Below are 24,094 nucleotides of genomic sequence, written 5' to 3'. Positions count from 1 at the left end.
CTAGCCGGGCCGAGGCCGGGCGTGACGCGTAAGGGGGCGCTACCCGGCACGGTGGAACGCCTCGCTTTGCAGTGTCGGGCGGTTGGCCCTTCCGGCCCATTCACACCGGTCCCGGCGGTGCTAGATTCGGGTCATGCCCCTGTTGCGGGCACTCGTTGACACTGCAAGGGGATAAGGATGCTGATCCGTCGTACTTCGCTGGCTGCGGCCGTTGCCGTTGCCACCTTCGGGCTGCTGCTCGCTGCACCGGCCTTTGCCGGTTACGCCACGCCGCCGGAGAGCCTGCTCAAGGTGCTCAAGGCACCGCCGCCGCCGACGCCCAGCGTCGACCCGACCGGCCAGCGCCTGCTGCTGACCACCACGCAGACCTATCCGTCGATCACCCGCGTCGCCCAGCCGTATCTGAAGCTGGCCGGCGTGCGCCTGGAGCCGAAGAACCGCAGCCGCCACGACACCCCGGGTGGTTATGGCATTCCACCGTGCGTGGGCGACTTCACCGTGGTCGATACCGCCAGTGGCCGCTCCACCAAGGTCGCCTTGCCCGGCGGGTGCGCCGGCATGGCGCAGTGGTCGGCCGACGGCCAACGCTTCGCGTTCCAGAACGTGGTCGATGACAGCGTGCAGCTGTGGATCGGTGATGCAGCGACCGGCCAGGTCCGCCAGGTGCCCAACGTCGCGCTGAACCCGATCTTCGGCAGCACCGTGCAGTGGCTCGGCGGCAGCCAGCAGCTGCTGGTCAAGCTGGTGCCGGCCAAGCAGGGACCGGCGCCGAGCGCCGAAGGTGCGATCGGCCCGGACACCCAGGAGTCGCTGGGAACGGCTGGCGAAAGCAGCACCTACGAAGCCCGCGATACGCTGACCAGTGCCTACGATGAAGCGCTGTTCGCCTATTACGGCCAGTCGCAGCTGGCAGTGGTGGATACCGCCTCCAACACCGTGCGCACCGTCGGTGCCCCGGCGCTGCTGGACAGCATCGGGGCCGCCCCGGATGGCGTGCATGTGCTGACGAGAACACTCAAGGCACCGTTCTCGCATGCGGTGACCTACCAGCGTTTCGCCAATGACGTGGCCGTGCTGGATATCGCCAGCGGCCGCAGCACGCCGATCGCCAGCCTGCCGCTGGCCGACCGCGTGCCGGTGCACGGCGTGCCGGAAGGCCCGCGCGATTTCGATTGGCGCGCCACCGATCCGGCCACGCTGGTCTATGCCGAAGCCCTGGACAAGGGCGACTGGAAAGTCACGGTTCCGCATCGTGATCGCGTGCTGATGCTCAAAGCCCCGTTCACCGCCAAGCCCACCGAGATCGCCCGCACCGCGCAGCGTTTCGAAGGCCTGGCCTGGACCGCGCAGCCGGACGTTGCCTTCCTCGACGAGAACGACGAGAACCGCCACTGGCGCCAGACCCGCATCGTCAACGTCGACAACCCCAGGCAGGAAGGCCGGCTGTTGTGGGATCTCTCCAGCGATGAGCTGTACGAGGACCCGGGCAATTTCGTGTACCAGCGCCTGCCCAACGGCGCCTACGTGGTGCGTCAGGAAGGCAACACGGTCTTCCTGCGCGGGCAGGGCGCTTCGCCGCAGGGGGATCGGCCCTTCCTGGATGCGCTCAGCCTCCGCAGCCTGAAGACGGAGCGTCTTTTCCGCAGCGATGCCGATGCCTACGAGCAGTTCATCGGCTTCAGCGCCATCCCGGGCCACCTGCTCACGTGGCACCAGTCGGTGACCGATGCGCCGAATGCGTTCGTGCGCCTGCTTGGCGAGGACGTCGCCGACGCCAAGCCGGGCGAAGCGCAGGTCGTGTCCAAGCCGGCCGCGTTGACCCACCTGGTGGATCCGACGCCGGAAGTGCGCCAGATCAAGAAGCGCCTGGTCACCTACAAGCGTGCCGACGGCGTGGATCTGTCGTTCACCCTGTACACGCCGCCGGGGTACAAGGAGGGCCAGCGCGTGCCGGCGATCCTGTATGCCTACCCGGCCGATTTCGCTAACGCGGCACAGGCGGGGCAGGTGTCCGGTTCGCAGCAGACTTTCACCCGCCTGGCGCCGTACCGGCTGATGCTGCTGGCCGGCTACGCGATCATCGACAACGCCTCGTTCCCCATCGTCGGCGACCCCAAAACCGCCTACAACACGTATCTGGAACAGCTGGAGGCCGATGCCAAAGCCGCGGTGGACAAGGCGGTGGACCTGGGCGTGGTCGACCGCAACCGGATCGGCGTCACCGGCCACAGCCATGGCGGCCTGATGACCGCCAACCTGATCGCGCATACCGATCTGTTCAAGGCAGGCGTCGCCACCAGTGGTTCGTACAACAAGACCTTCACCCCGTTCGGCTTCCAGAACGAACGCCGCTCGGTGTGGCAGGCGCAGGACGTGTACCTGAAGGCCTCACCGTTCTTCTACGCCGACAAGATCAAGCTGCCGCTGCTGCTGGTCCACGGCGAGGACGATGCGAACCCGGGCACCGAGCCGTTCCAGTCGCGCAAGCTGTTCCAGGCGATCCGCGGCAATGGCGGCACCACGCGCCTGGTGATGCTGCCGCACGAACCGCACTGGTATACCGCGCTCGAATCCAACGAGCAGCTGGTATCGGAAATGCTGAACTGGTTCGATACCTATGTGAAGAATGCGCCGCCGGCCAAACGCTGAGCCGAGGCATCGGTAACGCCTGGCATCAGAGTAACGGCCGCCCGTGATGGGCGGCCGTTTTTACATACAAGGCCGGCCGCAGCCTTACACTGCCGAAAAACGCACAAGGACGTGAGCATGGACATCCACGCTTGGGGATCGACGGTCAGCGGTGTCGCTGGCGGCCTGATCGCAACGTGGCTGGTGGCGTACTGGGCGAGGGGGTTGCAGACGCACTACCGTGGCTGGTCCCGGGCCGCGCTGCGGCGCCGTCACCGGACCACGATCTGGACCGCCAACATCCTGCTCTTCGTGGGACTGCTGGGGGGTCTGGCCTTGTACCCGCTGGGTGGATTCGCCAGCAACGATCACCGCCCGGCATTCCTGGCGTTCGGGCTCGCCTCGTTGTTGCCCCTCTCTGCGCTGGTCATCATGCCGTTTCTGACCGGCCGAAGCGTGCGGGAGTCGCTCGTCGCGTTCGCGCTCGGCCAGGGCGCGCCGGTATGGGCAACGTATCTGCCGCTGGCAGGCGGCCTGGTCTGCCTCGGTGTGGCGATGGTGGGGTTTGTTCCTGGTGGGCGATGAGGCGTGACTTATGAGACCGGCCATCCCACTGCCAGCACGGGGGCGCTCGCGCGTTCTATGCTGTGCAGCCCCGCCTTCGATGTAATGCCGATGAAATCCGTGTTCCTGGCGTTGTTGCTGCTGTTGTCTGCTGGCCACGTCCACGCGGCGGAAACGTCCGAATTGCCACCATCGTGGACCGCGATCGGCGTCACCGTCGGCATGCCATACGCGCAGGCCAAAGCGCTGTTGCTCAAGGCAGGGTGGGTCGCCGAAGCGCCCGACAACGACGGCGATCCCGTCTTCGCCGCGCATCCGGAGGTGGATTGCGGGCAGGGCTGGGACGCGATCTGCTCGGCAGGATTCAGCCGCAGGAACGAGGCTTATGGGCTGGTACTGACGCCCACCGATGATGGCAACCTGCGCGTGCAGGGCGTCTTCTGAACGGAGTGACACGGATGTCCGAACGTACCGTAGTGGTCTTCGATTTCGATCTGACGCTGACCCGCTGGGAGACCGCCAGCCGTTTCTTCAAAACGCTGCTGCGGCGCCAGCCATGGCGGATCGCCGGGGTGCTGCTGGCACTGCCGGTGCTGGTTCCGCTCTGGGCACTGCCGCGCACGCGCCGGCGGCCGGTGCGCTTTGCGGTCTGGATGGCCACCTTCGGACGCAGCCGTGAGGCGCTGGTGGCGCTGGCGGTCGCGCATGCCGACGAGGTGTTCGCAGGACCGGAGCCGGTGTTCCTGGCGCAGGGCGTGGAACGACTGCGTCAGCATCTGGCGCAGGGCGACGAGGTCGTCATCGCCACCGGCTGCTGGGAGCCGCTCGCACGTGCGCTGCTTGAGCGCGAAGGTCTGCAGGACGTGCCGCTGGTCGCCTCGACATTGCGGCCGTTCCTGGGCGGGTGGATCAGCGAGTACCATTGTCTTGGCGAGAACAAGATTCCGATGCTGACCGAACGCGGTTATCCGCCCCCGTGGCGCATGGCCTATACCGATCATCGCGCCGATCTGCCGCTGCTGCGCAACAGCGAGCAATGGTGCCTGGTGAGCCCGGGTGAGACGTGCCTGCGGCGGATCGAACAGACGATGATGACCAAGGCGCAGATCGTTTCCTGGCGCAACGCCTGAGCGCTGCCGTCATCGCGTGATGGGGGCGGGGCTCAATCCTCTTTCATCGCCACTTCGGCTGCGAGCAGCGCCTGGGCCGCCTTGCTCAGTTCCGGCGACGGCACGCTGGGGGCACCGATGGCCTCCATCATCTCGTCGGTCGACACGAAGCGGCGGTGGCGACGGTCGTAGATGCCGGTGATCAGCAGGGCACGGGTGGCGACTTTTTCCTCGTCGCCAACCAGCACCCGCTGCTCCATGATGATGCGCGTACCGACCCAGCCGGCCAAGCGGGTCTCAAGCACGAAGCGCTGGAACGGCTTGAGTTCGCGCCGGAACTGGATGCTGCCTCCACTGACGATGGGGGCCCACTTCGAGCGCCACGCGACCCGGCCCAGGCCCATCCGGAACACCAGGTCCAGCCGGCCCAGATCGAAGATCGTCCAGTAGCGACCGTTGGTCATGTGCAGGTTGCTGTCGATGTCGTTGGGCAGCACCCGGAAGTTCAGTCGCGACACCGCCAGCGGGGCGGTCAGCCTGGAACGGAACGGCGAGGACAGCAGCAGGATCAGCAGGCGAAACCAGAGATTCATGGGCGGGGGCGCTCATCTATAACAGTTGTCATAATTCAAATACGCTAATCTATGACACCCGTCTTAGCAAGGAGTCCGGCCATGAGTGCACGCCCTTCCGATGCCCCGCAACGCGTGGTCGCTGCGGCAGCGGAGATGCTGGCCACCTATGGCCTCAATGCCTCCAGCGTGCGCGAAGTAGCCAAACGCGCGCAGGCGCCGTTCGGTTCCACCTACCATCACTTTCCGGGGGGCAAGCAGCAGGTGTTGGCGCTGGCCACCACGCTGGCGGGCGCGAAGGTCGATGCGCTGCTCGATACCTGCCTGCAGGGAGCAGCGCCAGACGGGCTGGCCTTGTTCCTGGCGGCGTGGCGCGAGCGCCTGATCCGCTCGGATTTCCACGTCGGATGCCCGGTACTCGCCGCGGCAGTGGAAGAGCCGATCGATGATGCGCCCGATGACGCGCAGCGGGCGGCCGCCGAGGTGTTCGCGCGCTGGGAGGCGCGGCTGACCGAGGCGTTGCACCGCGGCGGCCGTCCACCCGACCAGGCCAAGGGCATTGCCACCATGATCATCGCCAGCATCGAGGGCGCCGTGGCGATGAGTCGGGCCACGCGTGACATCGGACCCTTCGATCGCGTCGCAGCGCAGCTTGAATCCCTGGTCGCCGATCGATGAGACTGTCCGCTTGCCCTCAGCGGAGCGCCATGCCGTGCCAGCCTTGATCCGTTCCACCCTCGTCGCGACGCTCGCGTTGTGTGCCATGCAACCGTTGGCACAGGCGCAGGATCGCCCGGCGATCAATCCGCTGTACCTCGTGCCTGCAGACCAGGCGACGCCCGCGCAGATCACGGAGATGCAGCAGCGCCTGCTGGATTGGCCGCAACTGCAGCGCTATCGCGACGAGAACGCGGCGTTGCCGCCGGTCGCCCCGGGTGCCAAGCGCGTGGTGTTCTACGGCGACTCGATCACCGAAGGCTGGGGCCCAACCGGCAGCGAGCGCTTCTTCCCGGGCAAGCCGTACGTCAACCGCGGCATCTCCGGGCAGACCACCGCGCAGATGCTGGTGCGCTTCCAGCAGGATGTCATCGCGCTGAAGCCGGCCGCGGTGGTGATCCTGGCCGGCACCAACGATATCGCCGGCAACACCGGGCCGGCGACGCAGGCGATGATCGAAGACAACCTGCATGCGATGGTGGAACTGGCGCAGGCGCACAACATCCGCGTGGTGCTGGCCTCGGTACTGCCGGTCAGCGACTACCCGTGGCAACCCGGCGTGCAGCCCGCCGGCAAGGTCACCGCGCTCAACCGGGCATTGCGCGCCTATGCGGAGCAGCAGGGGCTGGTCTATCTGGATTACCACACGGCCATGACCAACAAGGATGGCGGCCTGGACCCGGACCTGGCCACCGATGGCGTGCATCCCACGCCGGCCGGCTATGCGCGGATGGTGCCGTTGGCTGATGCGGCCGTCACCAAGGCACTGGCGCGCTGATACCCGGTGGCAGCCAGCTGGCCGAAAGGTGGCGCCATAACGTCAATCGAATCGCCAGCGCACCCCGGCATACACACCGCGCCCCTCACCGGGCGTGGAACGGGCGACATCCTTGCCGGCATCGTCGTAGCCCGGCGTGACCGTGGCCGCGTAGTGGCGATCGGCCAAGTTGCGCAGCTCCGCCCAGGCCTGCCAGCGCCCACCGGGGGCGTCGTAGCCGATGCGGGTGCCGAAGATCGCGTGGCTGTCGGCGGCCATGCTGTTGGCGTAGTCGACGAACATCTTCGACGCATACTCGGTGTTCAGCCCGGCATAGAAGCCGGCCGGGTGGTCGTAACGCAGTTCGGCCTGGTAGTAGTGGCGCGGCAGGCCGGGCAGGCGGTTGCTACCGAAGCGTGCATCATCGCGGTAGCGGAAGTCGCTGAAGGTGTAGGCCTGGCGCAATGACAGCCGCCCGCCGACGCCCTGCCACAGCGCACTGTCCAGGCCGGCTTCGATGCCACGGTGTACGGTCGGGCTGGCGTTGGATTCGGCGATGAACAGGTTCGGCACCGGCTGCACTTCCACAGTGAGCAGCTCGTGGTTGAGGCGGGCGTAGTAGCCGGTCAGCTCCCAGCGGCCGAGCGCGCTGTCGCCACGTGCACCCAGTTCCAGCGTGGTCGCGGTCTGGTTGTCCAGTTCCACTGGCGCGCGCTGGCGGCCGGTGGAGGCGCCATTGCCGGCGGCGAAATACTGGTTCGAGCCCCAGATCATCGACCACGGGTGCGCAGGTTCTACCGAGCGGCTCAGGTTGCCGAACCACTGTGTCTGCGGCGTCTGCTGCCAGGTGAAGCCGAGCCGCGGCGCGTAATCCCATTGCCGTTCGGAGAGCCGTTCCGGCGTGGCCGGCCAGGTGACCTGCACATCGCGGCGGGTGTGGATGAAGGCCAGGCCGGTCTGCAGGCGCAGCGTCTCGCTCAGCGCCAGATCGTTGCCGAGGTGCAGCACGCTGTCGGTTCCGTAATGCTGGAAGTCGCGGGTGTGCGTGCCGGCGGCGTAACCGTTGCTGGCAAAGCGCAGCGTCTCGCGCACGTTCGCGTCCAGATCATGGGTCACGCGCAGGCCGATCGTGGTCACGCTGTCATGCCCGAACAGCGCGTGCCCGCGGCGGTAGTCCAGCGTGCCGTTGAGGTTGGCGTAGTCCAGCTGCTGGCGGTACAGGCTTTCGTTCAAGTCCATCGGGTACTTGTGGTACACGAGGCCGGCCTGCAGCGACGAATCTGCATCGATGGTGTAGGTGGTGGTGTTGCCGATCCAGGTGCTGCCCGGCTGCGGGCGGCGCGCATCGATGGCCAGGTTGGCCGGGTTGGCGGCACGTGGGTCGTTGCGGATCTGCGCGCGGGTCAGGCGCCCCGGGGTTTCGTGATCGGTCTCGCGATAGCGCAGGAAGAAGCGCGTCTCCAGATCCGGCGTGAGCTGCCAGCCGATGTTGGCCACGGCGCCCTTGCCCTTGCCGGCGGCGTGCTGCTGATAGCCGTCGTACTCGGTATCGGTGTAGGCCAGGAAGTAATCAACCGCGTCCCGCACGCCGCCCAGGCTGATCCCGCGCTTCTGGTAACCGCGTGCGCCCGCTTCGTAGTGCAGCTCCAGCCCGGGCGTGTCGCGGCCGCTGCGGGTGATGTAGTTGACCGCACCGCCCAGCGCCAGCGCGCCGCGCTCGAACCCGTTGGCACCGCGCAGCACCTCCACGCGGCTCAGCCACAGCGGCTCCAGCAGCTCGTACGGCGTGCCGCCCGGACCGGTGAGCGGCAGGCCATCCAGCGAGACCGACAGGCCGGAGGCATGCGCACCGGGCGCCCGGTTGAGGCCCGAACCGCGGATGGAGACCTTGACGCCTTCATTGCCGGCGCTCTGCGCGCTGATGCCGGGCTGGTAGGCCAGTACATCGGCAGTGCCGGCGACGCGGCCCTGGCCGATCTGCGTCATATCGACGACGTTGCCTGCCCCGGGCACCCGGTCGAGCGCGCGGCGCGCAGCCTCGGTGGCATCGGCGGCGGTAACGTTGACCGCGTCCAGCGTGACGGCCTGGCCAGCAGGCGCGGCGTGGGCGGTGCCGTTGGTGGCAAGGCTGGCCAGCAGGGCGGCGGCGAGCAGCGACAGGGCAGGGGCGGTGGAGCGATTCGAGAGGGCAGTCATTCGTGCGCGATATCAGTGCGGACACGGCCCGCGTCGCCGCGGCACCCTGTCAACTTCATGTGGGGCGCGCAAGTTAACAGGATGTGGCGTGTTCGTCACCCTTGTCGGGCGTATGGGGGACGTGTTGCCGACGACCGGACTCGGTAGTGCCGGCCGCTGGCCGGCTCCTCAGGCTCCATGCAACCGCGCCGCATGGCGCCCTGATCGGGTTGCCGGCCAGCGGCCGGCACTAGGCCCTTAGGTGGGTTGCCGGCCAGCGGCCGGCACTACCTTGAGCTGCGGCCCCGACCGTCGGCCGGGGCCGCCCCGCATCAGCCCAGAATCCCAGGCAGATCCAGCCCCTTCTCCTTCGCGCACTCCACCGCGATCTCATAGCCTGCATCGGCATGCCGCATCACGCCGGTGGCCGGGTCGTTCCACAGCACGCGCGCGATGCGCTTGGCCGCCGCGTCGGTGCCATCGCAGACGATGACCATGCCCGCATGCTGCGAGAAGCCCATGCCGACGCCGCCACCGTGGTGCAGCGACACCCAGGTCGCGCCACTGGCGGTGTTGAGCAGGGCGTTAAGCAGCGGCCAGTCGGAGACGGCATCGGAGCCGTCGGCCATCGCTTCGGTTTCGCGGTTCGGCGAGGCGACGCTGCCCGAATCCAGGTGATCGCGGCCGATCACCACCGGTGCCTTCAGCTCGCCATTGGCGACCATCTCGTTGAACGCCAGGCCGAGTCGATCACGATCGCCCAGGCCGACCCAGCAGATGCGCGCGGGCAGGCCCTGGAACTTGATCTTCTCGGCGGCCATGTCCAGCCAGCGGTGCAGGTGCGGGTTGTCCGGGATCAGTTCCTTGACCTTCGCGTCGGTCTTGGCGATGTCCTCCGGATCGCCGCTCAGCGCGGCCCAGCGGAACGGGCCGATGCCGCGGCAGAACAGTGGGCGGATGTAGGCGGGTACGAAGCCTGGGAAGTCGAACGCATCCTCCACGCCTTCTTCCAGTGCCATCTGGCGCAGGTTGTTGCCGTAATCCACGGTCGGCACGCCGAGTGCGTGGAAGGCGAGCATGGCGCGGATGTGGTTGGCCATGGAGGCGCGCGCGCCCGCTTCGACGTCCTTCGGCGCGGAGACGCGTTTTTCATCCCATTCTTCCACGGTCCAGTCCTGCGGCAGGTAGCCGTTGACCGGGTCGTGCGCGGAGGTCTGGTCGGTCAGCAGGTCCGGCTTGACGCCGCGCACCAGCAGCTCGTCCAGCACGTCGGCGACGTTGCCGAGCAGGCCGACCGAGAGCGGCTTCTTCGTCGTGCAGGATTCTTCGATCAGGCGCAGCGCTTCGTCGAGGTTGTCGGTCCAGGTGTCCAGATAGCCGGTACGCAGGCGCATTTCGATGCTGCTCCTGCGGCACTCCACTGCCAGGCACGAGGCGCCGGCCATCACCGCAGCCAGCGGCTGCGCGCCGCCCATGCCCCCCAGCCCACCGGTGAACAGCCACTTGCCGGCCAGGTTGCCGTTGTAGTGCTGGCGACCCATCTCGACGAAAGTTTCGTAGGTACCCTGCACGATGCCCTGCGCGCCGATGTAGATCCAGCTGCCGGCGGTCATCTGGCCGTACATGGCCAGGCCCTTCTTATCGAGCTCGTTGAAGTGGTCCCAATTGGCCCAGCGCGGCACCAGGTTGGAGTTGGCGATCAGCACCCGCGGGGCGTCCACGTGGGTACGGAACACACCGACCGGCTTGCCGGACTGCACCAGCAGGGTCTGGTCATCCTCCAGCCGCTGCAGCGTCTCGACGATCTTGTCGTAGCTTTCCCAGTCGCGCGCGGCGCGGCCGATGCCGCCATAGACCACCAGCTCCTGCGGGCGCTCGGCCACGTCGGGGTGCAGGTTGTTCATCAGCATGCGCAGCGGGGCTTCGGTCAGCCAGCTCTTGCAGGTGAGCGTGGTACCGGTCGGGGCGAGGATGGTGCGGGTGGAATCGAGACGGGTCATGCAGCACTCCGGGACGTAGCGAAGTCGAGACAGGCATCGAGCACCTGCTGCAGCGTGGCGCGCAGCGGGGCGGCGTGATCGGGATCCAGCGGCGTGGGCCAGCTGTGCTCATCCACGGCCTCGGGCTCGTGCATGTAGCCGCGGCAGGCCAGCTCCATCTGCAGCGTGTGCACGCCGCCAGGGATGTCGCTGTAGTGACGGGTGATGTAGCCGCCCTTGAAGCGGCCGTTGCGCACATGGCTCATGCCGCTCATCGCACACAGGTTGTCGACGACATCGGTGAGCGCGTTGTCGCAGGTGGTGTCCCCATTGGTGCCGAGGTTGAACTGCGGCAGCTGGCCACCGAACAGGTGCGGAATGCGCGAGCGGATCGAGTGCGCGTCGTACACCACCACGGTGCCGTGCTGCGCACGCAGGCGCGCGATCTCCGCGGCGAGGGCGTCGTGGTAGGGCACGAACCAGGTATCGCGGCGGCGCGCGATCTCGGCCTCGTCCGGGCCGTGGCCATCGCGGTACAGCGGCTGGTTGTCGAAGGTGGTCAGCGGGCACAGGCCGGTGGTGTTCTGGCCCGGGTACAGCGAGCTGCCGCTGGGGTCGCGATTGAGATCGATGACCGAGCGCGACACCGCCGAGCGGATCGTGGTCGCGCCCATCTGCTGCGCGAAGGCATACAGATCGTGCACCCACCAGTCGGCATCGCGGCGGGCCAGCCACGGCGAGATGAACTGCGCGGCCAGTGCATCGGGCAGCTCGGTGCCGGTATGCGGGAAGCTGACGATCAACGGTGCATCGCCGCGGTGGATCTGCAGCCAGTCCGGGTGCGCGGTCATGACAGGGGCTCCAGCGGCGGGAGGATGTCGCCCAGGCCGTCGGCCAGCACGCCGCTGCGGACCAGATCGGTCGCGGCCAGCATGTCCGGATGGAAATAGCGGTCGTCTTCCAGCGTGGGCACCTGCGCGCGCAGGCGCTGGCGCACCGCTTCCAGCGCATCGCTGGAGCGCAGCGGGGCGTGGAAATCGCAGCCCTGCGCGGCAGCGAGCAGCTCGATGCCGATCACATTGGCCGCGTTCTCGGCCATCGCCATCAGGCGGCGCGCACCGTGGGCGGCCATCGAGACGTGGTCTTCCTGGTTGGCCGAGGTCGGGATCGAGTCGACGCTGGCCGGATAGGCGCGCTGCTTGTTTTCCGAGACCAGCGCAGCGGCGGTGACCTGCGGAATCATGAAGCCGGAGTTCAAGCCCGGCTTCGGGGTGAGGAAGGCCGGCAGGCCGGACAGCGCCGGGTCGACCAGCATCGCGGTGCGGCGCTCGCTGATCGAGCCGATCTCGCACACCGCCATGGCCAGCATGTCGGCCGCGAAGGCGACCGGCTCGGCATGGAAGTTGCCGCCGCTCAGCGCCTCGTTGGTATCGGTGAACACCAGCGGATTGTCGGACACGCCGTTGGCTTCGATCGCCAGCGTGGTCGCGGCCTGGCGCATCACGTCGAAGGCCGCGCCCATCACCTGTGGCTGGCAGCGCAGGCAGTACGGGTCCTGCACGCGCACGTCGTTGTCGCGGTGCGATTCGCGGATCGCCGAGCCCTGCATCAGGGTGCGCAGCGCGGCGGCGGTGGCGATCTGCCCGCGCTGGCCGCGGATGCTGTGGATGCGCGGGTCGAACGGGGTGTCCGAGCCCTTGGCCGCTTCCACCGAGAGCGCGCCAGTGACCAGCGCCGCACGGAACACGGTATCGATCGCGAACAGGCCGGCCAGTGCGTAGGCCGTGGAGTACTGGGTGCCGTTGAGCAGGGCCAGGCCTTCCTTCGCACCCAGCACCAGCGGGGCCAGGCCGACGTTGGCCAGTGCCTCGGCAGCGGGCAGGCGCTGACCATCGACGAAGGCCTCGCCGACACCGATCATCACGCTGGCCAGGTGCGAAAGCGGGGCCAGGTCGCCCGACGCGCCAACCGAGCCCTGGCACGGAATCACCGGAATGAAATCGTGCTGCAGGAACGCTTCCAGCAGGGCCAGCGTCTGCGGGCGGATGCCCGAGGCGCCCTGGGTGAGGCTGGCCAGCTTCAGCGCCATCATCAGCCGCACGACCGGCGCCGGCATTGGCTCACCCACGCCGGCCGCGTGCGAGAGCACGATATTGCGCTGCAGGGTTTCCAGATCCTCGCGCTCGATGCGCACGCTGGCCAGCTTGCCGAAGCCGGTGTTGATGCCATACACCGGCGCGCCCTTGGCGACGATGTCGGCCACGGTCTGCGCACTGCGCAGCACGGCGGCGGCCGAAGCCGGGTCCAGCCGCACCCGCGCGCCGTCATGGATCGCGCGCCATTGCGCCAGCGTGACGGCGCCGGGGTGCAGGGTCAGGGTAGTGCTCATGAAATCTCCAGACATCACTAGGTTCAGACGGGTTGGCCGCGCATCACGCGGGCGTGCAGGGGGTTGAAGCCCATGCGGTAGACGAGGTCGGCAGGCGCCTCGATGTCCCACACGGCCAGATTGCAGTCCAGGCCGACGGCGAGCCGGCCGATCCGGTCCTGCCGGCCAAGGGCGCGCGCCGCTTCACGGGTGAAGCCGGCGATGCACTCCGCCACGGTCATGCGGAACAGGGTGGCGGCCATGTTCATCGCCAGCAGCGGGCTGGTCAGCGGCGAGGTGCCGGGGTTGGAATCGGTGGCCAGTGCCAGCGGCACGCCCGCCGCGCGCAGTTCGGCGATCGGGGGCAGGGTGGTATCACGGGTGAAATAGAACGCGCCCGGCAGCAGCACCGCCACGGTGCCGGCGCGGCGCATCGCGGCGATGCCGTCGGCGTCGAGGTGTTCGATATGGTCGGCCGACAGCGCACCATGGCGCGCCGCCAGGGCGGCACCATGCTGGTTGCTCAGCTGCTCGGCGTGGATCTTGATCGCCAGCCCGTGCTGCCGCGCGGCGACGAACACCTGTTCGGCCTGCGCAGCGCTGAAGGCGATGTTCTCGCAGAACACGTCCACCGCTTCGGCCAGCCCAGCGGCGGCAACGGCCGGAATCATGACGTTGCAGACCTCGTCGATGTACTCCTGTGCCTCGCGGCCCGGCGGGATCGCATGCGCGCCGAGGAAGGTCGGCACGATCTCGACCGCGCGCTGGCGGCCCAGTTCGCGCGCGACCTGCAGCTGTTTGGTCTCGTCGGCCAGGGTCAGCCCGTACCCGGATTTGATCTCCAGCGTGGTGATGCCTTCGGCCAGCATGGCGTCCAGGCGGGGCAGGCTGGCGGCGAGCAGGTCGGCTTCGCTGGCGGCGCGGGTGGCGCGCACGGTGGAGACGATGCCGCCGCCGGCACGGGCGATGTCGGCATAGCTCACGCCCTGCAGGCGCTGCTCGAACTCACCGGCGCGGTTGCCGGCATAGACCAGGTGGGTGTGGCAGTCGATCAGGCCGGGGCTGATCCAGCGCCCGCCACCGTCGATGCGCTGGGCCGGCTGCAGATGATCGGCCGAGCCGGCCGCGCCGACATGCACGATGCGCCCATCGGTCGCGGCGATGACGCCATCCTCGATCACGCCCAGCCCCGGGCCATCGACGGTGATCAGGTTGGCGTGGTACCAGAGGGTGTCACAGTGCATGGCAGCAACCACATCGGTGTATATGTCTATACAATATAGGCGCCTCTTCCGGGATGTCCAGTGATGCCAGCCAACCCCGCACCGATCCTTCGTTTCCACGCCGCCCATGCGCTGCTGCCGCAGGGCTGGGCGCGCGATGTGCGCATCGCCAGCCAGGGCGGCATGCTGGTCGAGGTGACCCCGGGGGTGCCGGCCGAGGCGGGTGATACCGCGTTGGCCATCGCCCTGCCGGGCCTGGGCAACCTGCACAGCCACGCCTTCCAGCGCGGCATGGCCGGGCTGACCGAGATCGGTGGCAACAGCGGGGACAGCTTCTGGAGCTGGCGCGAGCTGATGTACCGTTTCCTGGCGCATCTGCAGCCCGAGGCCATGCAAGCGATCGCCGAGCAGGCCTATGTGGAGATGCTGGAATCCGGGTTCACCCGGGTCGGCGAGTTCCACTATCTGCATCACGGGTCGGACGGCGCGCCTTACGCCAACCGTGCCGAAATGGCCGAGCGCATCGCCGCTGCCGCCCGTTCCAGCGGGATCGGCCTGACCCTGCTGCCGGTGTTCTATGCGCATGCCGATTTCGGTGGCGCCGCGCCGAACCCGGCCCAGCGCCGGCTGATCCACGATGTGGATGGTTTTGCCGAGCTGCTGCAGGGCTGCACGCGCGCGCTGCAGGGCCAGGACGATGCGGTGCTCGGTTTCGCCCCGCACAGCCTGCGCGCGGTGACCGGCGAGGAATTGTCGGCGTTGCTGCCACTCAACACCGGCCCGGTCCACATCCACATCGCCGAACAGACCCGCGAGGTCGATGCCTGCGTGGCCTGGAGCGGGATGCGCCCCGTGCAGTGGCTGTACGAACACGCGCCGGTGGACGCACGCTGGTGCCTGGTGCACGCCACCCACATCACCGGGGCGGAGCTGCAGCAGATCGTGGCCAGCCACGCGGTGGCCGGGCTGTGCCCGATCACCGAGGCGAACCTGGGCGACGGCCTGTTCCCGATGCAGGCGTTCGCGCGCGCCGGTGGCCGGTTCGGTGTCGGTTCCGACTCCAACGTCCTGATCGACGCGGCCGAAGAACTGCGCCTGCTCGAGTACGGCCAGCGCCTGCACCTGCGTGGGCGCAACGTGCTGGCCCCGGGCGATGGCCAGTCCACTGGCCGCTGGCTGTACGAACAGTCGTTGAACGGTGCTGCGCAGGCGCTGGGCGTGGCCAGCGGGCTGCAGGTCGGCGCACCTGCCGACCTGGTCGAGCTCGATCCCGATCACCCGGCGCTGATCGCCCGCGACGGCGATGCCTTGCTTGACAGCTGGGTGTTCGCCGCACGTAATGGCGCCGTGCGATCGGTATGGCGCCAAGGGCGCCAGTTGGTCCGTGACGGTCGCCACCCGCAACGCGAGGCGGTGGCCGCACGGTTCGCCGCGGCACTTCGACCGTTGTTGAGGGTCTGATCCGACCCTCCCATGCAGGAATCCAGAGTGACGGGCAAGAAAGCAGCAACCCTCAATCAGCGCATCCGCGCCGATCTGGAAAGCCGCATCCTCAGTGGACAGTGGGAGCCTGGCTTCCGCATCCCCTACGAACACGAGCTGATGGAGCAGTACGGCTGCTCGCGGATGACCGTGAACAAGGTGCTGACCGCGCTGGCCGAGAGCGGCATGATCGAGCGCCGCCGCCGTGCGGGCTCGTTCGTCGCCCGGCAGCCGCCGCACCTGGAACAGGTGGCGCTGGAGATCCCCGATATCGCGATGGCGGTGGAAGCGCGCGGGCATGTGTATGGCTACCAGCTGCTGGAGCGCGCCTACCGCCGCCCGCGCGAGCAGGTCGCGGAGGAAACCGCCCTGGCCGGCGGCGAAAAACTGCTGGCGATCCGCTGCCTGCACCTGGCCGATGGCCGGCCGCTGGCACTGGAGCATCGCCTGATCAGTCCGGTCGGCGTGCCGGAGGTGCTGGAGGTGGATTTCGAGACGACGGCGCCAGGCAGCTGGCTGCTGCAGAACGTGTCGTGGACGCGCGCCCAGCACCGGATCAGCGCGTGGGGCGCCGATGACGCGGCCGCTACGCTGCTGCAGGTCAAACCCGGCACGGCATGCCTGGTCATCGACCGCCTCACCTGGCGCGGCGAGCAGCCGATCACCTGCGTGCGGCAGATGTTCCTGGGCGATGCCTACGACCTGGTCGCCCGGTTTTCGCCGGGCGCGCGCTGACCGTTACAGCGTGGTGCATTGCCGCCAGCGGACCGGCTCATCCACGCCGGGGCGCGGGTTGAGTTGGATGCGCACGGTGCGCAGCGCCGGGTAGCGGGTCACTTCCTCGCAGATCAGCGGCCAGATGGCATCAATCTCGCCGGTGCGGTTGATCGCCAGCGTCTGCCGCGTCAGCCAGATGCCGCTGGCCACGCCGGGGCGGGTGGCCACGTTGCGTGACAGTTCGTGCTGATAGCGGTCCAGCGTGGCGTTGTCGGGGTTGGCGTCCATCGCAGCCGCGGGAGCATCGGTCGCCGGTCCTGGACGACCCTCGTGCGCTGCCGCGGGTGGTGCCGGTGCGGCGGTGGGGGCGGTGGGGGCGGTATCGGCCGGCGCCGGGACCGCTGTGGCGGGCGTCATGGCGGCAGGCGCGGTCGTTGCGGATTCGTCCTCGGCCCATTGTCTTTCCAGTCCCGCGGTCAGCGAGCCCAGCCCGACCATCAAGCCCAGTGTCGCCGCGCCCAGCGCCGCGATCGAAATACGGCGGATCGCCTCGCGACGGGCACCGGCCTGTACGCGGGACTCCATGTCGCCGGGCAGATACGGCTGCAGCAGCGGCCACAGCAGCGGGCCGTCCAGAACCTCGACATTCTGCTTTTCAGCGGCGATGCGGCCATCGCGCTCGACCTTGCCTTCGGTGATCAGGATCCCGCCGCGGGCACCGGCCAGGCGCGCGGCGGCGCCCAGCTCATTCACCGCCGCCGTGCCGATCCGGTAAGCGCGCCCGTGCTTGCAGGAGAGCAGCCAGCGCTGCGGACCGTCGTGCATGAGGAAATCGCTGCGGGGTTGGCGGCTGTCCATGGCCTCATCGGGCACGTCCTGCAGGCCACGCTGCTCGTGCATCGCACGCCGGACGATCAGCGAAAATTCCCGCCAGTGCATGCCGGCCAGGGCATTGAGGCCAAGCTGGGTCTCCTTGCGCTTCCGTTTGATCAGCCAGAAGTAGGCCGTGGCCAGGAACCAGGCGATGAGGGCCAACAGCAGGGCCAGAATCCAGGAGAGCATGCAGGGGGATATGAACAGGGAAGTGCGATAGACAGTTTATATGCGCCTTTGCACGTCAGCGGCGCGTCGTTGTCGCACGCATGGGCATCCGGCGATCACGTCGGTGACGGCCGTCTCACTTTGTGGTGGTGCGGCCGATCGAGCGCCCACAAAAAACCCGCCAATCCAAAGCCGTGAGGGGAGGGAACAAACGGCGGTGGAAGCGATTGGCGGGTCGATTTCGATTGTCAACAAAGTCGTGCTGCTTTGCAACAAACGAGGTCGGATCAGTTCAGTCAGGCGTCGGAGGTCGGCGACTGGTGCGTCCCCGGCGACGGATCGGCCGACGGGGAGGCATTGCGGGCCTCGGCGCGGTTGACCCGGGTAGTGAGGGCGTCGATCCGGGCATTGAGGGCGGCCACGTCCTCGGCGGTCGGGATGTGCAGGCGCTTGAGCACGCCCTGGACCCGGTCATCGAAGGCCTTCTCGACCTTGTCCCAGGTGCCGCTGGCCTTTTCACGGGCCTCGCTGAGGTGTTCCTCGACATTGTCGCGCCAGCGCGGCGTATCGCCGGCCTGCTCACGGTTGCGGGCCTCGATGTTCTCGCCTTCCTTGACCAGGTTGTCGAAGACCCGGCTGCCTTCGGCCTGTGCGCGCCCGAAGGCGCCAAGCCCCGCCAGCCAGATCTGCTGGGCCGAATCGGTCAGCTTGCGCGAGAAGCGCTCGGCCTGATCCTGCAGCGAGGGCTTCTCGCCGGGGATGCGATCGTCGAAGTCGTTGGGTGAATTCATGGGGCGATCCCTGTGGGTGGACACCCTTGGATCGTATGCATCGCCGGCTTCAAGCGATGTGATGGCCGGCGCCTGTGCAGCGCCGGGCCGGGTGTCGGTTCAGCCGAGCTTTTCCTGCAGCACGCGCTGGATCTCGCTTTCCACCATGCTTTTCATGGCCGAGAGCAGGAAGCCGAGCTTGGCGGTGACCTGCACCTGGCCGGGCTGCAGCGCGATCGCACCATCCACGCCGGAGCCGCTGAAGTTCAGCACGTCGCCCACCCAGCTGGACTGCAGGCCGAAACGCTCGGACAGTTTGGCGGCGACTTCTTCGATGGCCTTGCGCGCGTTTTCGGCGGGCAGGGAGTGGGCGTGACGGATATCGATGGTGGACATACAGTCTCCTGGCGGACAACGGCGCGGATTCGGGCGTGCATTGTGCGCATCCTCAGGCACAACTCCAAGGTCTGCGTCACACTTCTTCTTCCCTGACATTCAACCTGCTAGGCTGCGCCGCGTGCAGAACCTGCTAGTCCACTTTACTCAACGCCAACACCCTGACCAGCCGCTGCGGCCCGGGGTGCAGCGCATCGTGCGTCATGCTTCGGGCACTGTCCGGCTTGGCGATGACACTCCCGGCACCTTGTTGCTGGCCCAGTTCTGCCTGGACGACCGCGGCTTGTGGCTGCAGGTCGCCAGCGGCATCCGCGGCATCCACGTCAATGGCCGCCCGGTGCGGCGGATGGCGCTGCTGCGCGCGGGCGACGCCGTCTACGCCGATGGCGTGGAGATGGTGGTGCAGGGCGACTGCGAGGCCGTTGCGCACGCACCGCCGCGCAGCGATGACGGTGGCGATGACCAGCGTTTGTTGCGTGGCGTCGGCGGCCAGCACCACGGGCGCAGCTTCACCCTGGATCGCCCGCGCGTGATCGGGCGCGGGCCGGAGGCGGACATCGTCATCGACGACCCGGCCTTCGCCGAGCAGCACGCCCGCCTTGAGCAGCACGGCGAGCGCCTGCTGCTGCGCGACCTGGGCGCCGGCGAGTCAACCCGGGTCAATGGCGTCACCGTTCGCCACTGCTGGCTGCAGCCCGGTGACCAGCTGGTCTTCGATGCCCAGCACCGCTTCGTGCTCGAGGTGCCGCATGACGGCCGCAAGCGCATCGTGGTCGAGGAAGAAGATGACGGCTTCGAAGCGCGCCAGCGCCCGGAACCGGTGGCCGTGCCCAAGCGGGTGAGCCGCTGGCCGTGGCTGCTGGTCAGTGCGCTGCTGCTCGCGGCAGCGATCAGCGGCCTGCTCTGGTTCGGGGCGAGGTAGTGCCGGCCGCTGGCCGGCAACCAGGCATACCTGGCGTGGGCCATTAGATTCGTTTGCAACCAAATTCGCCTTGTCCTGCAAGGCCTAAAGGCTGGTGCGCTGCGGCATACTAGGGGTCTTGCCCCATAGGTGTGACATGACGCGCGCGTTCAATTTCAGTGCCGGCCCTGCAACCCTGCCGGAATCGGTCCTGCGCCAGGCGCAGGAAGAGATGTTGGAGTGGAACGGCGCGGGCGCCTCCATTGTCGAAATGAGTCACCGCGGCCCGGAGTTCATGGCCGTCGCCGCCCAGGCCGAGGCCGATCTGCGCCGCCTGATCGGCATTCCGGGCGACTACGCGGTGATGTTCCTGGCCGGCGGCGCGACCACCCAGCAGGCCCTGCTCGCGCTCAACTTCGCCCAGCCCGGCCAGACCGTGGATTACGTGCTCACCGGGCACTGGGGCAAGACCGCGATCAAGCAGGTCAGCCCGTATGTTTCGGTCAACGTGGCTGCCAGCAGCGAGGCCAACGGCTTCCACGACATCCCGGCACGCGCCAGCTGGCAGCTCTCCGACGATGCCGCGTACGTGCATATCACCGCCAACGAAACCATCCACGGCGTCGAGTTCCGTGACACCCCCGACGTGGGCACGGTGCCGCTGTTCGCCGATTTCAGCTCGTCGATCGCCAGCGAACCGCTGGATGTCAGCCGGTACGGCCTGATCTACGCCGGGGCGCAGAAGAACCTCGGCCCGGTCGGCGTATCGGTCGTGATCGTGCGCCGCGACCTGCTCGAGCGCAGCGGCCAGCCGCGAGCGGACATCTTCGATTACCGCTCGCACGTCGCGCGCGATTCCATGCTCAACACCCCGCCGACCTGGAACTGGTACCTGGCCGGGCTGGTGTTCCAGTGGATGCTGGCCGAAGGCGGCGTGGAAGAATTCGCCCGCCGCAACGCGGTCAAGTCGGGCCTGATCTACGGGGCGATCGACCAGTCCGGCGGCTTCTACCGCAATGAAGTCGTACCGGCCGCACGCTCGCGCATGAACATCCCGTTCTTCCTGCCGGATGACACGCTCAACGCGCGTTTCGTCAGTGAATCCAAAGCGGCCGGCCTGCTGGCGCTGAAGGGCCACAAGGCGGTCGGCGGCATCCGCGCCTCGCTGTACAACGCCATGCCGGTGGAGGGCGCGCAGGCGCTGGCCGCCTTCATGCGCGATTTCCAGCAGCGCAACGGCTGACGCATTCGTTTTTCCCGGGGCGCTCGCCGCCCCACCGCAATTGGAACCCAGATGGCCACCAAACCCGCCAAGCCCAAGGCTGCCAAGCCAGCGCCGACCCCGCCCAAGGCGGCTGCCCCCGCGAAGAAGGCCAAGGCCGCCAAGCGCGATGCCGCGCCGGCCGTTGCCGCGCCCGTGCTCTCGGACGTGCGCGCCAAGATCGACCATATCGACCGCAGCATCCAGGCGCTGATCGCCGAGCGCGCCAACTTCGCCCACCAGGTCGGCAAGGCCAAGGGCAAGCTCGCCGCCGCCGTGGATTACTACCGCCCCGAGCGCGAAGCCCAGGTGCTGCGCATGGTGGTGGACCGCAACGAGGGCCCGCTCAGCGATGAAGTGCTGGTCCACGTTTACCGCGAAATCATGTCGGCCTGCCTGGCCCAGCAGGAGCCGCTGAAGATCGGCTACCTCGGTCCGGAAGGCACCTTCAGCCAGCAGGCGGTGCTCAAGCATTTCGGCCGCTCGGCGCTGGGCCTGCCGCTGGCCAGCATCGAAGAGGTCTTCCAGGAAGTGGAAGCAGGCAACGCCGATTTCGGCGTGGTGCCGGTGGAAAACTCGGGGCAGGGCACCATCCAGATCACCCTGGACATGTTCCTGACCTCCAACCTGAAGATCTGTGGCGAAGTGGAACTGCGCGTGCAGCAGTACCTGATGTCGCGCAGCGGCCGGCTGGAAGATGTCGAGCGCGTCTACGGCCACCCGCAGTCGTTCATGCAGACCTCCTCGTGGCTGCGCGCCAACCTGCCCAAGGCCGAGAAGATCACGGTATCCAGCAATGCCGAAGGTGCGCGCCGCGCCCGCAATGCCGATGACGCCGCGGCGATCGGCGGCGAGAGTGCCGGGCATGTGTACGGCCTGAAGAAGGTGGTGACCAAGCCGATCCAGAACGATGCGGACAACACCACGCGCTTCCTGGTGATCGGCCGCAACATCTTCCCCACCTCCGGCCACGACCGCACCTCGGTGCTGGTGTTCATTCACGACAAGCCCGGCGCGCTGTTCGATGTGCTCAGCCCGTTCGCGCGGCATGGCATCAGCATGAACCGGATCGAGTCGCGTCCCTCGCACAACGCCAAGTGGGAGTACGGCTTCTTCATCGACCTGGCTGGCCACGTTGACGACGAGGCGATGCAGGCGGCCCTGGCCGAACTGAAAACCCACTCGGCGCAGATAAAGATCCTCGGCTCCTATCCGGTCGCCGTGCCCTGATCCGAACGGCGTAGCCGCACTGCGCGCTACGCCCGGCCCGGTGCCCGCATGGGCACTGCGGCCCTTCCGCACACCGTTGCATCGCCGCTGCGGCGGCCCCGCCCCATAGGATTTCCGATGACTGCATCTCCGTACTGGATCGCCCACAAGGGCCAGCCCCTGCAGGGCAGCCTGACCATCCCCGGCGACAAGTCCGTCTCGCACCGTTCGGTGATGTTCGCCGCGCTGGCTGATGGCGTGTCGCGCATCGATGGCTTCCTTGAAGGCGAAGACACCCGCGCCACCGCCGCGATCTTTTCGCAGATGGGCGTGCGCATCGACACCCCGTCGCCGTCGCAGCGCATCGTGCATGGCGTGGGGGTGGATGGCCTGCAGGCGCCGAGCGCACCGCTGGATTGCGGCAACGCCGGCACCGGCATGCGTCTGCTGGCCGGGCTGCTGGCCGCGCAGTCGTTCGATTCGGTGATGGTCGGCGATGAATCGCTGTCGCGCCGCCCGATGCGCCGCGTGACCGGCCCGCTGGGCGAGATGGGCGCGAAGATCGAGACCGAGGCCGATGGCACGCCGCCACTGCGCGTGCAGGGCGGGCAGACGCTGCGCGGCATCGCGTTCGCCTCGCCGGTCGCCAGTGCGCAGGTCAAATCCGCCGTGCTGCTGGCCGGGCTGTATGCCGAGGGCGAAACCTCGGTCATCGAGCCGCACCCGACCCGCGACTACAGCGAGCGCATGCTGCGCGCGTTCGGCGTGGATATCGACTTCTCGCCCGGCAAGGCCCGCCTGCGCGGTGGCCAGCGCCTGCGCCCGACCGATATCGTGGTGCCGGCCGATTTCTCCTCGGCGGCGTTCTTCCTCGTGGCCGCCAGCGTCATCCCGGGCTCCGAACTGCGCCTGCGCGCGGTCGGCCTCAACCCCCGCCGCACCGGTCTGCTGGCCGCGCTGCGCCTGATGGGCGCGGACATCACCGAAGAGAACCATGCCGAGCAGGGTGGGGAAGCGGTGGCCGATCTGGTGGTGCGTTACGCGCCCCTGCACGGCGCCGAGATTCCCGAAGCGCTGGTGCCGGACATGATCGATGAGTTCCCGGCGTTGTTCGTCGCCGCCGCCGCCGCGCAGGGCAACACCGTGGTGCGTGGCGCGGCCGAGCTGCGGGTCAAGGAATCGGACCGCCTGGCCGCGATGGCGACCGGCCTGCGCACGCTGGGCGTGCAGGTGGACGAGACCGAGGACGGCGCGACGATCCATGGCGGCGCGGCGCTGGGCAGCGGCACCATCGAAAGCCATGGCGATCACCGCATCGCGATGGCCTTCGCCATTGCCGGCCAGCTCAGCACGGGCGAGGTGCGGGTCAATGACATCGCCAACGTAGCGACCTCGTTCCCGGATTTCGATGGTCTGGCGACCGGCGCAGGTTTCGGGCTTCGCGCCGGCTGAGATAATGCCGGGTTCTGCCGCTGCTGCGTCCAGATGCCCGGTATGCGTGGTTGCCGAGCAGCGCCCGGCACTGCCTTGACCTGGCGTCGTCGCGGTACTTCACGGAACAAAAAAAAGGGAGGCCACTGGCCTCCCTTTTCGTTCCCGCCTCAGCGCAGCTGCTTAACGCTCAGTACGGAAATCCACCGGCACGCGAACCACGCTGGCGACGGCGCGGCCGTTATGCATGGCCGGCTCGAACTTCCAGTCGCGCACGGTGGTCAGCACCGCACGGTCCAGATCGCGATCACGCGTACCGCTGCGCTGCACGATGTTGGCATCGGTCACCTGGCCGCGGGTATCCACGTTGAGGCTCGCGACCACGCTGCCCTGCACGCCGCTGCGCAGCGCCGTACGCGGGTAGGCCGGCTTGGCATTGCTCGCCAGCGGGCGGGCCTCACGATTGCGCACGGCCGGGGTCGCCTTGCGCTGCTCGGTAGCCGGAGCCGCTTGGCGCGCCGCCGGGGCCGGCGTCGTCGCTACCGGCGCGGTCTCGGTGGCGGGCAACATGCGCTGGCCGACCGGCGCGTCGTTGGTATCGCCCGGGGTGGCATAACGCAGCCACACCAGCGCAGCGGCGAACATCGCCACGATCAACGCCACCCACAACCAGGGTGACGTACGGCGATTGTGGGGCTCATCGATCACGTCGCGCTGATGCTGCGGCGAGCGGGGCATGTCCGGGGCATGGGTAACACTCATGGCTGACTCCTGGTGTCGATGTGACACCCGCA

22 protein-coding genes are annotated in these 24,094 nt (G+C 68.1%); 12 read left to right on the top strand and 10 right to left on the bottom strand.

The annotated features are described in order from the left end of the window. The first annotated feature begins 177 nt into the window (after positions 1 to 177). The 4 genes from HMPREF3113_RS01915 to HMPREF3113_RS01900 all read left to right on the top strand — a co-directional run bounded on the left by HMPREF3113_RS01915 (position 178) and on the right by HMPREF3113_RS01900 (position 4,322). Positions 178 to 2,649: a S9 family peptidase gene (locus HMPREF3113_RS01915; RefSeq protein WP_070470489.1), complete on the top strand. Its 2,472-nt coding sequence runs from the start codon at positions 178 to 180 to the stop codon at positions 2,647 to 2,649. 117 nt (positions 2,650 to 2,766) lie between these two features. After that, a complete protein-coding gene (locus HMPREF3113_RS01910) occupies positions 2,767 to 3,213 on the top strand; it encodes a hypothetical protein (RefSeq protein WP_070470487.1) in 447 nt (148 codons plus the stop codon). A 99-nt stretch (positions 3,214 to 3,312) separates the two neighbouring features. Then, positions 3,313 to 3,636, top strand: a complete 324-nt coding sequence (locus tag HMPREF3113_RS01905; protein ID WP_139146277.1) for a hypothetical protein — start codon at positions 3,313 to 3,315, stop codon at positions 3,634 to 3,636. A gap of 14 nt (positions 3,637 to 3,650) precedes the next feature. Then, complete coding sequence (locus HMPREF3113_RS01900; protein WP_070470483.1) at positions 3,651 to 4,322, top strand: HAD family hydrolase; 672 nt, start codon at positions 3,651 to 3,653, stop codon at positions 4,320 to 4,322. Between the two features lie 32 nt (positions 4,323 to 4,354). Here HMPREF3113_RS01900 and HMPREF3113_RS01895 read toward each other — a convergent pair whose 3' ends face one another. Then, a complete protein-coding gene (locus tag HMPREF3113_RS01895) occupies positions 4,355 to 4,894 on the bottom strand; it encodes an acyl-CoA thioesterase (protein ID WP_070470481.1) in 540 nt (179 codons plus the stop codon). 81 nt (positions 4,895 to 4,975) lie between these two features. Between HMPREF3113_RS01895 and HMPREF3113_RS01890 the strand changes: the two genes are divergently transcribed. After that, positions 4,976 to 5,551 carry a TetR/AcrR family transcriptional regulator gene (locus tag HMPREF3113_RS01890; protein WP_070470479.1) on the top strand — a complete coding sequence of 192 codons (576 nt, stop codon included), beginning with the start codon at positions 4,976 to 4,978 and terminating at the stop codon, positions 5,549 to 5,551. Positions 5,552 to 5,636: 85 nt separating this feature from the next. Next, positions 5,637 to 6,368 (top strand): SGNH/GDSL hydrolase family protein, encoded by a 732-nt coding sequence (locus HMPREF3113_RS01885; RefSeq protein ID WP_070470477.1) that lies wholly within the window; start codon positions 5,637 to 5,639, stop codon positions 6,366 to 6,368. 42 nt (positions 6,369 to 6,410) lie between these two features. Here HMPREF3113_RS01885 and HMPREF3113_RS01880 read toward each other — a convergent pair whose 3' ends face one another. The 5 genes from HMPREF3113_RS01880 to hutI form a co-directional block, all read right to left on the bottom strand. After that, positions 6,411 to 8,543 carry a TonB-dependent receptor family protein gene (locus HMPREF3113_RS01880; RefSeq protein WP_070470475.1) on the bottom strand — a complete coding sequence of 711 codons (2,133 nt, stop codon included), beginning with the start codon at positions 8,541 to 8,543 and terminating at the stop codon, positions 6,411 to 6,413. Positions 8,544 to 8,854: 311 nt separating this feature from the next. Beyond that, the gene (hutU, locus tag HMPREF3113_RS01875) at positions 8,855 to 10,522 is read right to left on the bottom strand and encodes a urocanate hydratase (protein ID WP_070470473.1); all 1,668 of its coding nucleotides are present in this window, start codon (positions 10,520 to 10,522) and stop codon (positions 8,855 to 8,857) included. Next, positions 10,519 to 11,352 carry an N-formylglutamate deformylase gene (gene hutG / locus HMPREF3113_RS01870; RefSeq protein ID WP_070470471.1) on the bottom strand — a complete coding sequence of 278 codons (834 nt, stop codon included), beginning with the start codon at positions 11,350 to 11,352 and terminating at the stop codon, positions 10,519 to 10,521. Before hutG ends, hutU begins: the two co-directional genes overlap by 4 nt. Further along, on the bottom strand, positions 11,349 to 12,890 hold the full coding sequence (gene hutH / locus HMPREF3113_RS01865) for a histidine ammonia-lyase (protein ID WP_070470469.1): 1,542 nt from the start codon (positions 12,888 to 12,890) through the stop codon (positions 11,349 to 11,351). The genes hutG and hutH overlap by 4 nt, the downstream gene beginning before the upstream one ends. A gap of 23 nt (positions 12,891 to 12,913) precedes the next feature. Further along, positions 12,914 to 14,113, bottom strand: a complete 1,200-nt coding sequence (gene hutI / locus HMPREF3113_RS01860) for an imidazolonepropionase (RefSeq protein WP_070470468.1) — start codon at positions 14,111 to 14,113, stop codon at positions 12,914 to 12,916. A 63-nt stretch (positions 14,114 to 14,176) separates the two neighbouring features. On the opposite strand from hutI, the gene HMPREF3113_RS01855 reads away from it, so the two are divergent. Both HMPREF3113_RS01855 and hutC read left to right on the top strand, forming a co-directional pair. Next, positions 14,177 to 15,553, top strand: coding sequence for a formimidoylglutamate deiminase (locus HMPREF3113_RS01855; protein ID WP_070470466.1), 1,377 nt, complete (start codon positions 14,177 to 14,179; stop codon positions 15,551 to 15,553). Between the two features lie 27 nt (positions 15,554 to 15,580). Then, positions 15,581 to 16,309: a histidine utilization repressor gene (hutC, locus tag HMPREF3113_RS01850; protein ID WP_019184312.1), complete on the top strand. Its 729-nt coding sequence runs from the start codon at positions 15,581 to 15,583 to the stop codon at positions 16,307 to 16,309. Positions 16,310 to 16,312: 3 nt separating this feature from the next. Here hutC and HMPREF3113_RS01845 read toward each other — a convergent pair whose 3' ends face one another. From HMPREF3113_RS01845 to HMPREF3113_RS01835, 3 genes are all read right to left on the bottom strand, one after another. Further along, a complete protein-coding gene (locus tag HMPREF3113_RS01845) occupies positions 16,313 to 17,353 on the bottom strand; it encodes a restriction endonuclease (protein ID WP_070470464.1) in 1,041 nt (346 codons plus the stop codon). Between the two features lie 275 nt (positions 17,354 to 17,628). Beyond that, positions 17,629 to 18,123 (bottom strand): phasin family protein, encoded by a 495-nt coding sequence (locus tag HMPREF3113_RS01840; protein WP_070470462.1) that lies wholly within the window; start codon positions 18,121 to 18,123, stop codon positions 17,629 to 17,631. Positions 18,124 to 18,222: 99 nt separating this feature from the next. Next, positions 18,223 to 18,498 (bottom strand): polyhydroxyalkanoic acid system family protein, encoded by a 276-nt coding sequence (locus tag HMPREF3113_RS01835; protein WP_019184309.1) that lies wholly within the window; start codon positions 18,496 to 18,498, stop codon positions 18,223 to 18,225. A gap of 121 nt (positions 18,499 to 18,619) precedes the next feature. Between HMPREF3113_RS01835 and HMPREF3113_RS01830 the strand changes: the two genes are divergently transcribed. The 4 genes from HMPREF3113_RS01830 (at position 18,620) to aroA (ending at position 23,321) form a co-directional block, all read left to right on the top strand. Continuing rightward, positions 18,620 to 19,420, top strand: coding sequence for an FHA domain-containing protein (locus HMPREF3113_RS01830; protein ID WP_070425432.1), 801 nt, complete (start codon positions 18,620 to 18,622; stop codon positions 19,418 to 19,420). Positions 19,421 to 19,556: 136 nt separating this feature from the next. Further along, positions 19,557 to 20,642: a 3-phosphoserine/phosphohydroxythreonine transaminase gene (serC, locus tag HMPREF3113_RS01825; protein ID WP_070470460.1), complete on the top strand. Its 1,086-nt coding sequence runs from the start codon at positions 19,557 to 19,559 to the stop codon at positions 20,640 to 20,642. Positions 20,643 to 20,693: 51 nt separating this feature from the next. Beyond that, positions 20,694 to 21,890, top strand: coding sequence for a prephenate dehydratase (gene pheA / locus HMPREF3113_RS01820; protein ID WP_070470459.1), 1,197 nt, complete (start codon positions 20,694 to 20,696; stop codon positions 21,888 to 21,890). Positions 21,891 to 22,007: 117 nt separating this feature from the next. Further along, entirely contained in the window at positions 22,008 to 23,321 is a 1,314-nt protein-coding gene (gene aroA, locus HMPREF3113_RS01815; protein ID WP_070470457.1) for a 3-phosphoshikimate 1-carboxyvinyltransferase, read from the top strand. Between the two features lie 162 nt (positions 23,322 to 23,483). On the opposite strand, the gene HMPREF3113_RS01810 is transcribed toward aroA, so the two are convergent. Then, entirely contained in the window at positions 23,484 to 24,062 is a 579-nt protein-coding gene (locus tag HMPREF3113_RS01810; RefSeq protein WP_070470455.1) for an energy transducer TonB, read from the bottom strand. Positions 24,063 to 24,094: the final 32 nt, after the last annotated feature.

Origin of the sequence: Stenotrophomonas sp. HMSC10F06, from assembly GCF_001807865.1 — a bacterium.
In the GTDB taxonomy this organism is placed as follows: Bacteria; Pseudomonadota; Gammaproteobacteria; order Xanthomonadales; family Xanthomonadaceae; genus Stenotrophomonas; species Stenotrophomonas bentonitica_A.
This window is presented reverse-complemented; position numbering and strand designations above follow the sequence as displayed.

Coding starts and splice junctions, on each gene's coding strand:
- HMPREF3113_RS01915 (WP_070470489.1), top strand. CDS start 178: ATGCTGATCCGTCGTACTTCGCTGGCTGCGGCCGTTGCCGTTGCCACC.
- HMPREF3113_RS01910 (WP_070470487.1), top strand. CDS start 2,767: ATGGACATCCACGCTTGGGGATCGACGGTCAGCGGTGTCGCTGGCGGC.
- HMPREF3113_RS01900 (WP_070470483.1), top strand. CDS start 3,651: ATGTCCGAACGTACCGTAGTGGTCTTCGATTTCGATCTGACGCTGACC.
- HMPREF3113_RS01895 (WP_070470481.1), bottom strand. CDS start 4,894: ATGAATCTCTGGTTTCGCCTGCTGATCCTGCTGCTGTCCTCGCCGTTC.
- HMPREF3113_RS01890 (WP_070470479.1), top strand. CDS start 4,976: ATGAGTGCACGCCCTTCCGATGCCCCGCAACGCGTGGTCGCTGCGGCA.
- HMPREF3113_RS01885 (WP_070470477.1), top strand. CDS start 5,637: ATGCAACCGTTGGCACAGGCGCAGGATCGCCCGGCGATCAATCCGCTG.
- HMPREF3113_RS01880 (WP_070470475.1), bottom strand. CDS start 8,543: ATGACTGCCCTCTCGAATCGCTCCACCGCCCCTGCCCTGTCGCTGCTC.
- hutU (WP_070470473.1), bottom strand. CDS start 10,522: ATGACCCGTCTCGATTCCACCCGCACCATCCTCGCCCCGACCGGTACC.
- hutG (WP_070470471.1), bottom strand. CDS start 11,352: ATGACCGCGCACCCGGACTGGCTGCAGATCCACCGCGGCGATGCACCG.
- hutH (WP_070470469.1), bottom strand. CDS start 12,890: ATGAGCACTACCCTGACCCTGCACCCCGGCGCCGTCACGCTGGCGCAA.
- hutI (WP_070470468.1), bottom strand. CDS start 14,113: ATGCACTGTGACACCCTCTGGTACCACGCCAACCTGATCACCGTCGAT.
- HMPREF3113_RS01855 (WP_070470466.1), top strand. CDS start 14,177: ATGCCAGCCAACCCCGCACCGATCCTTCGTTTCCACGCCGCCCATGCG.
- HMPREF3113_RS01845 (WP_070470464.1), bottom strand. CDS start 17,353: ATGCTCTCCTGGATTCTGGCCCTGCTGTTGGCCCTCATCGCCTGGTTC.
- HMPREF3113_RS01840 (WP_070470462.1), bottom strand. CDS start 18,123: ATGAATTCACCCAACGACTTCGACGATCGCATCCCCGGCGAGAAGCCC.
- HMPREF3113_RS01835 (WP_019184309.1), bottom strand. CDS start 18,498: ATGTCCACCATCGATATCCGTCACGCCCACTCCCTGCCCGCCGAAAAC.
- serC (WP_070470460.1), top strand. CDS start 19,557: ATGACGCGCGCGTTCAATTTCAGTGCCGGCCCTGCAACCCTGCCGGAA.
- pheA (WP_070470459.1), top strand. CDS start 20,694: ATGGCCACCAAACCCGCCAAGCCCAAGGCTGCCAAGCCAGCGCCGACC.
- aroA (WP_070470457.1), top strand. CDS start 22,008: ATGACTGCATCTCCGTACTGGATCGCCCACAAGGGCCAGCCCCTGCAG.
- HMPREF3113_RS01810 (WP_070470455.1), bottom strand. CDS start 24,062: ATGAGTGTTACCCATGCCCCGGACATGCCCCGCTCGCCGCAGCATCAG.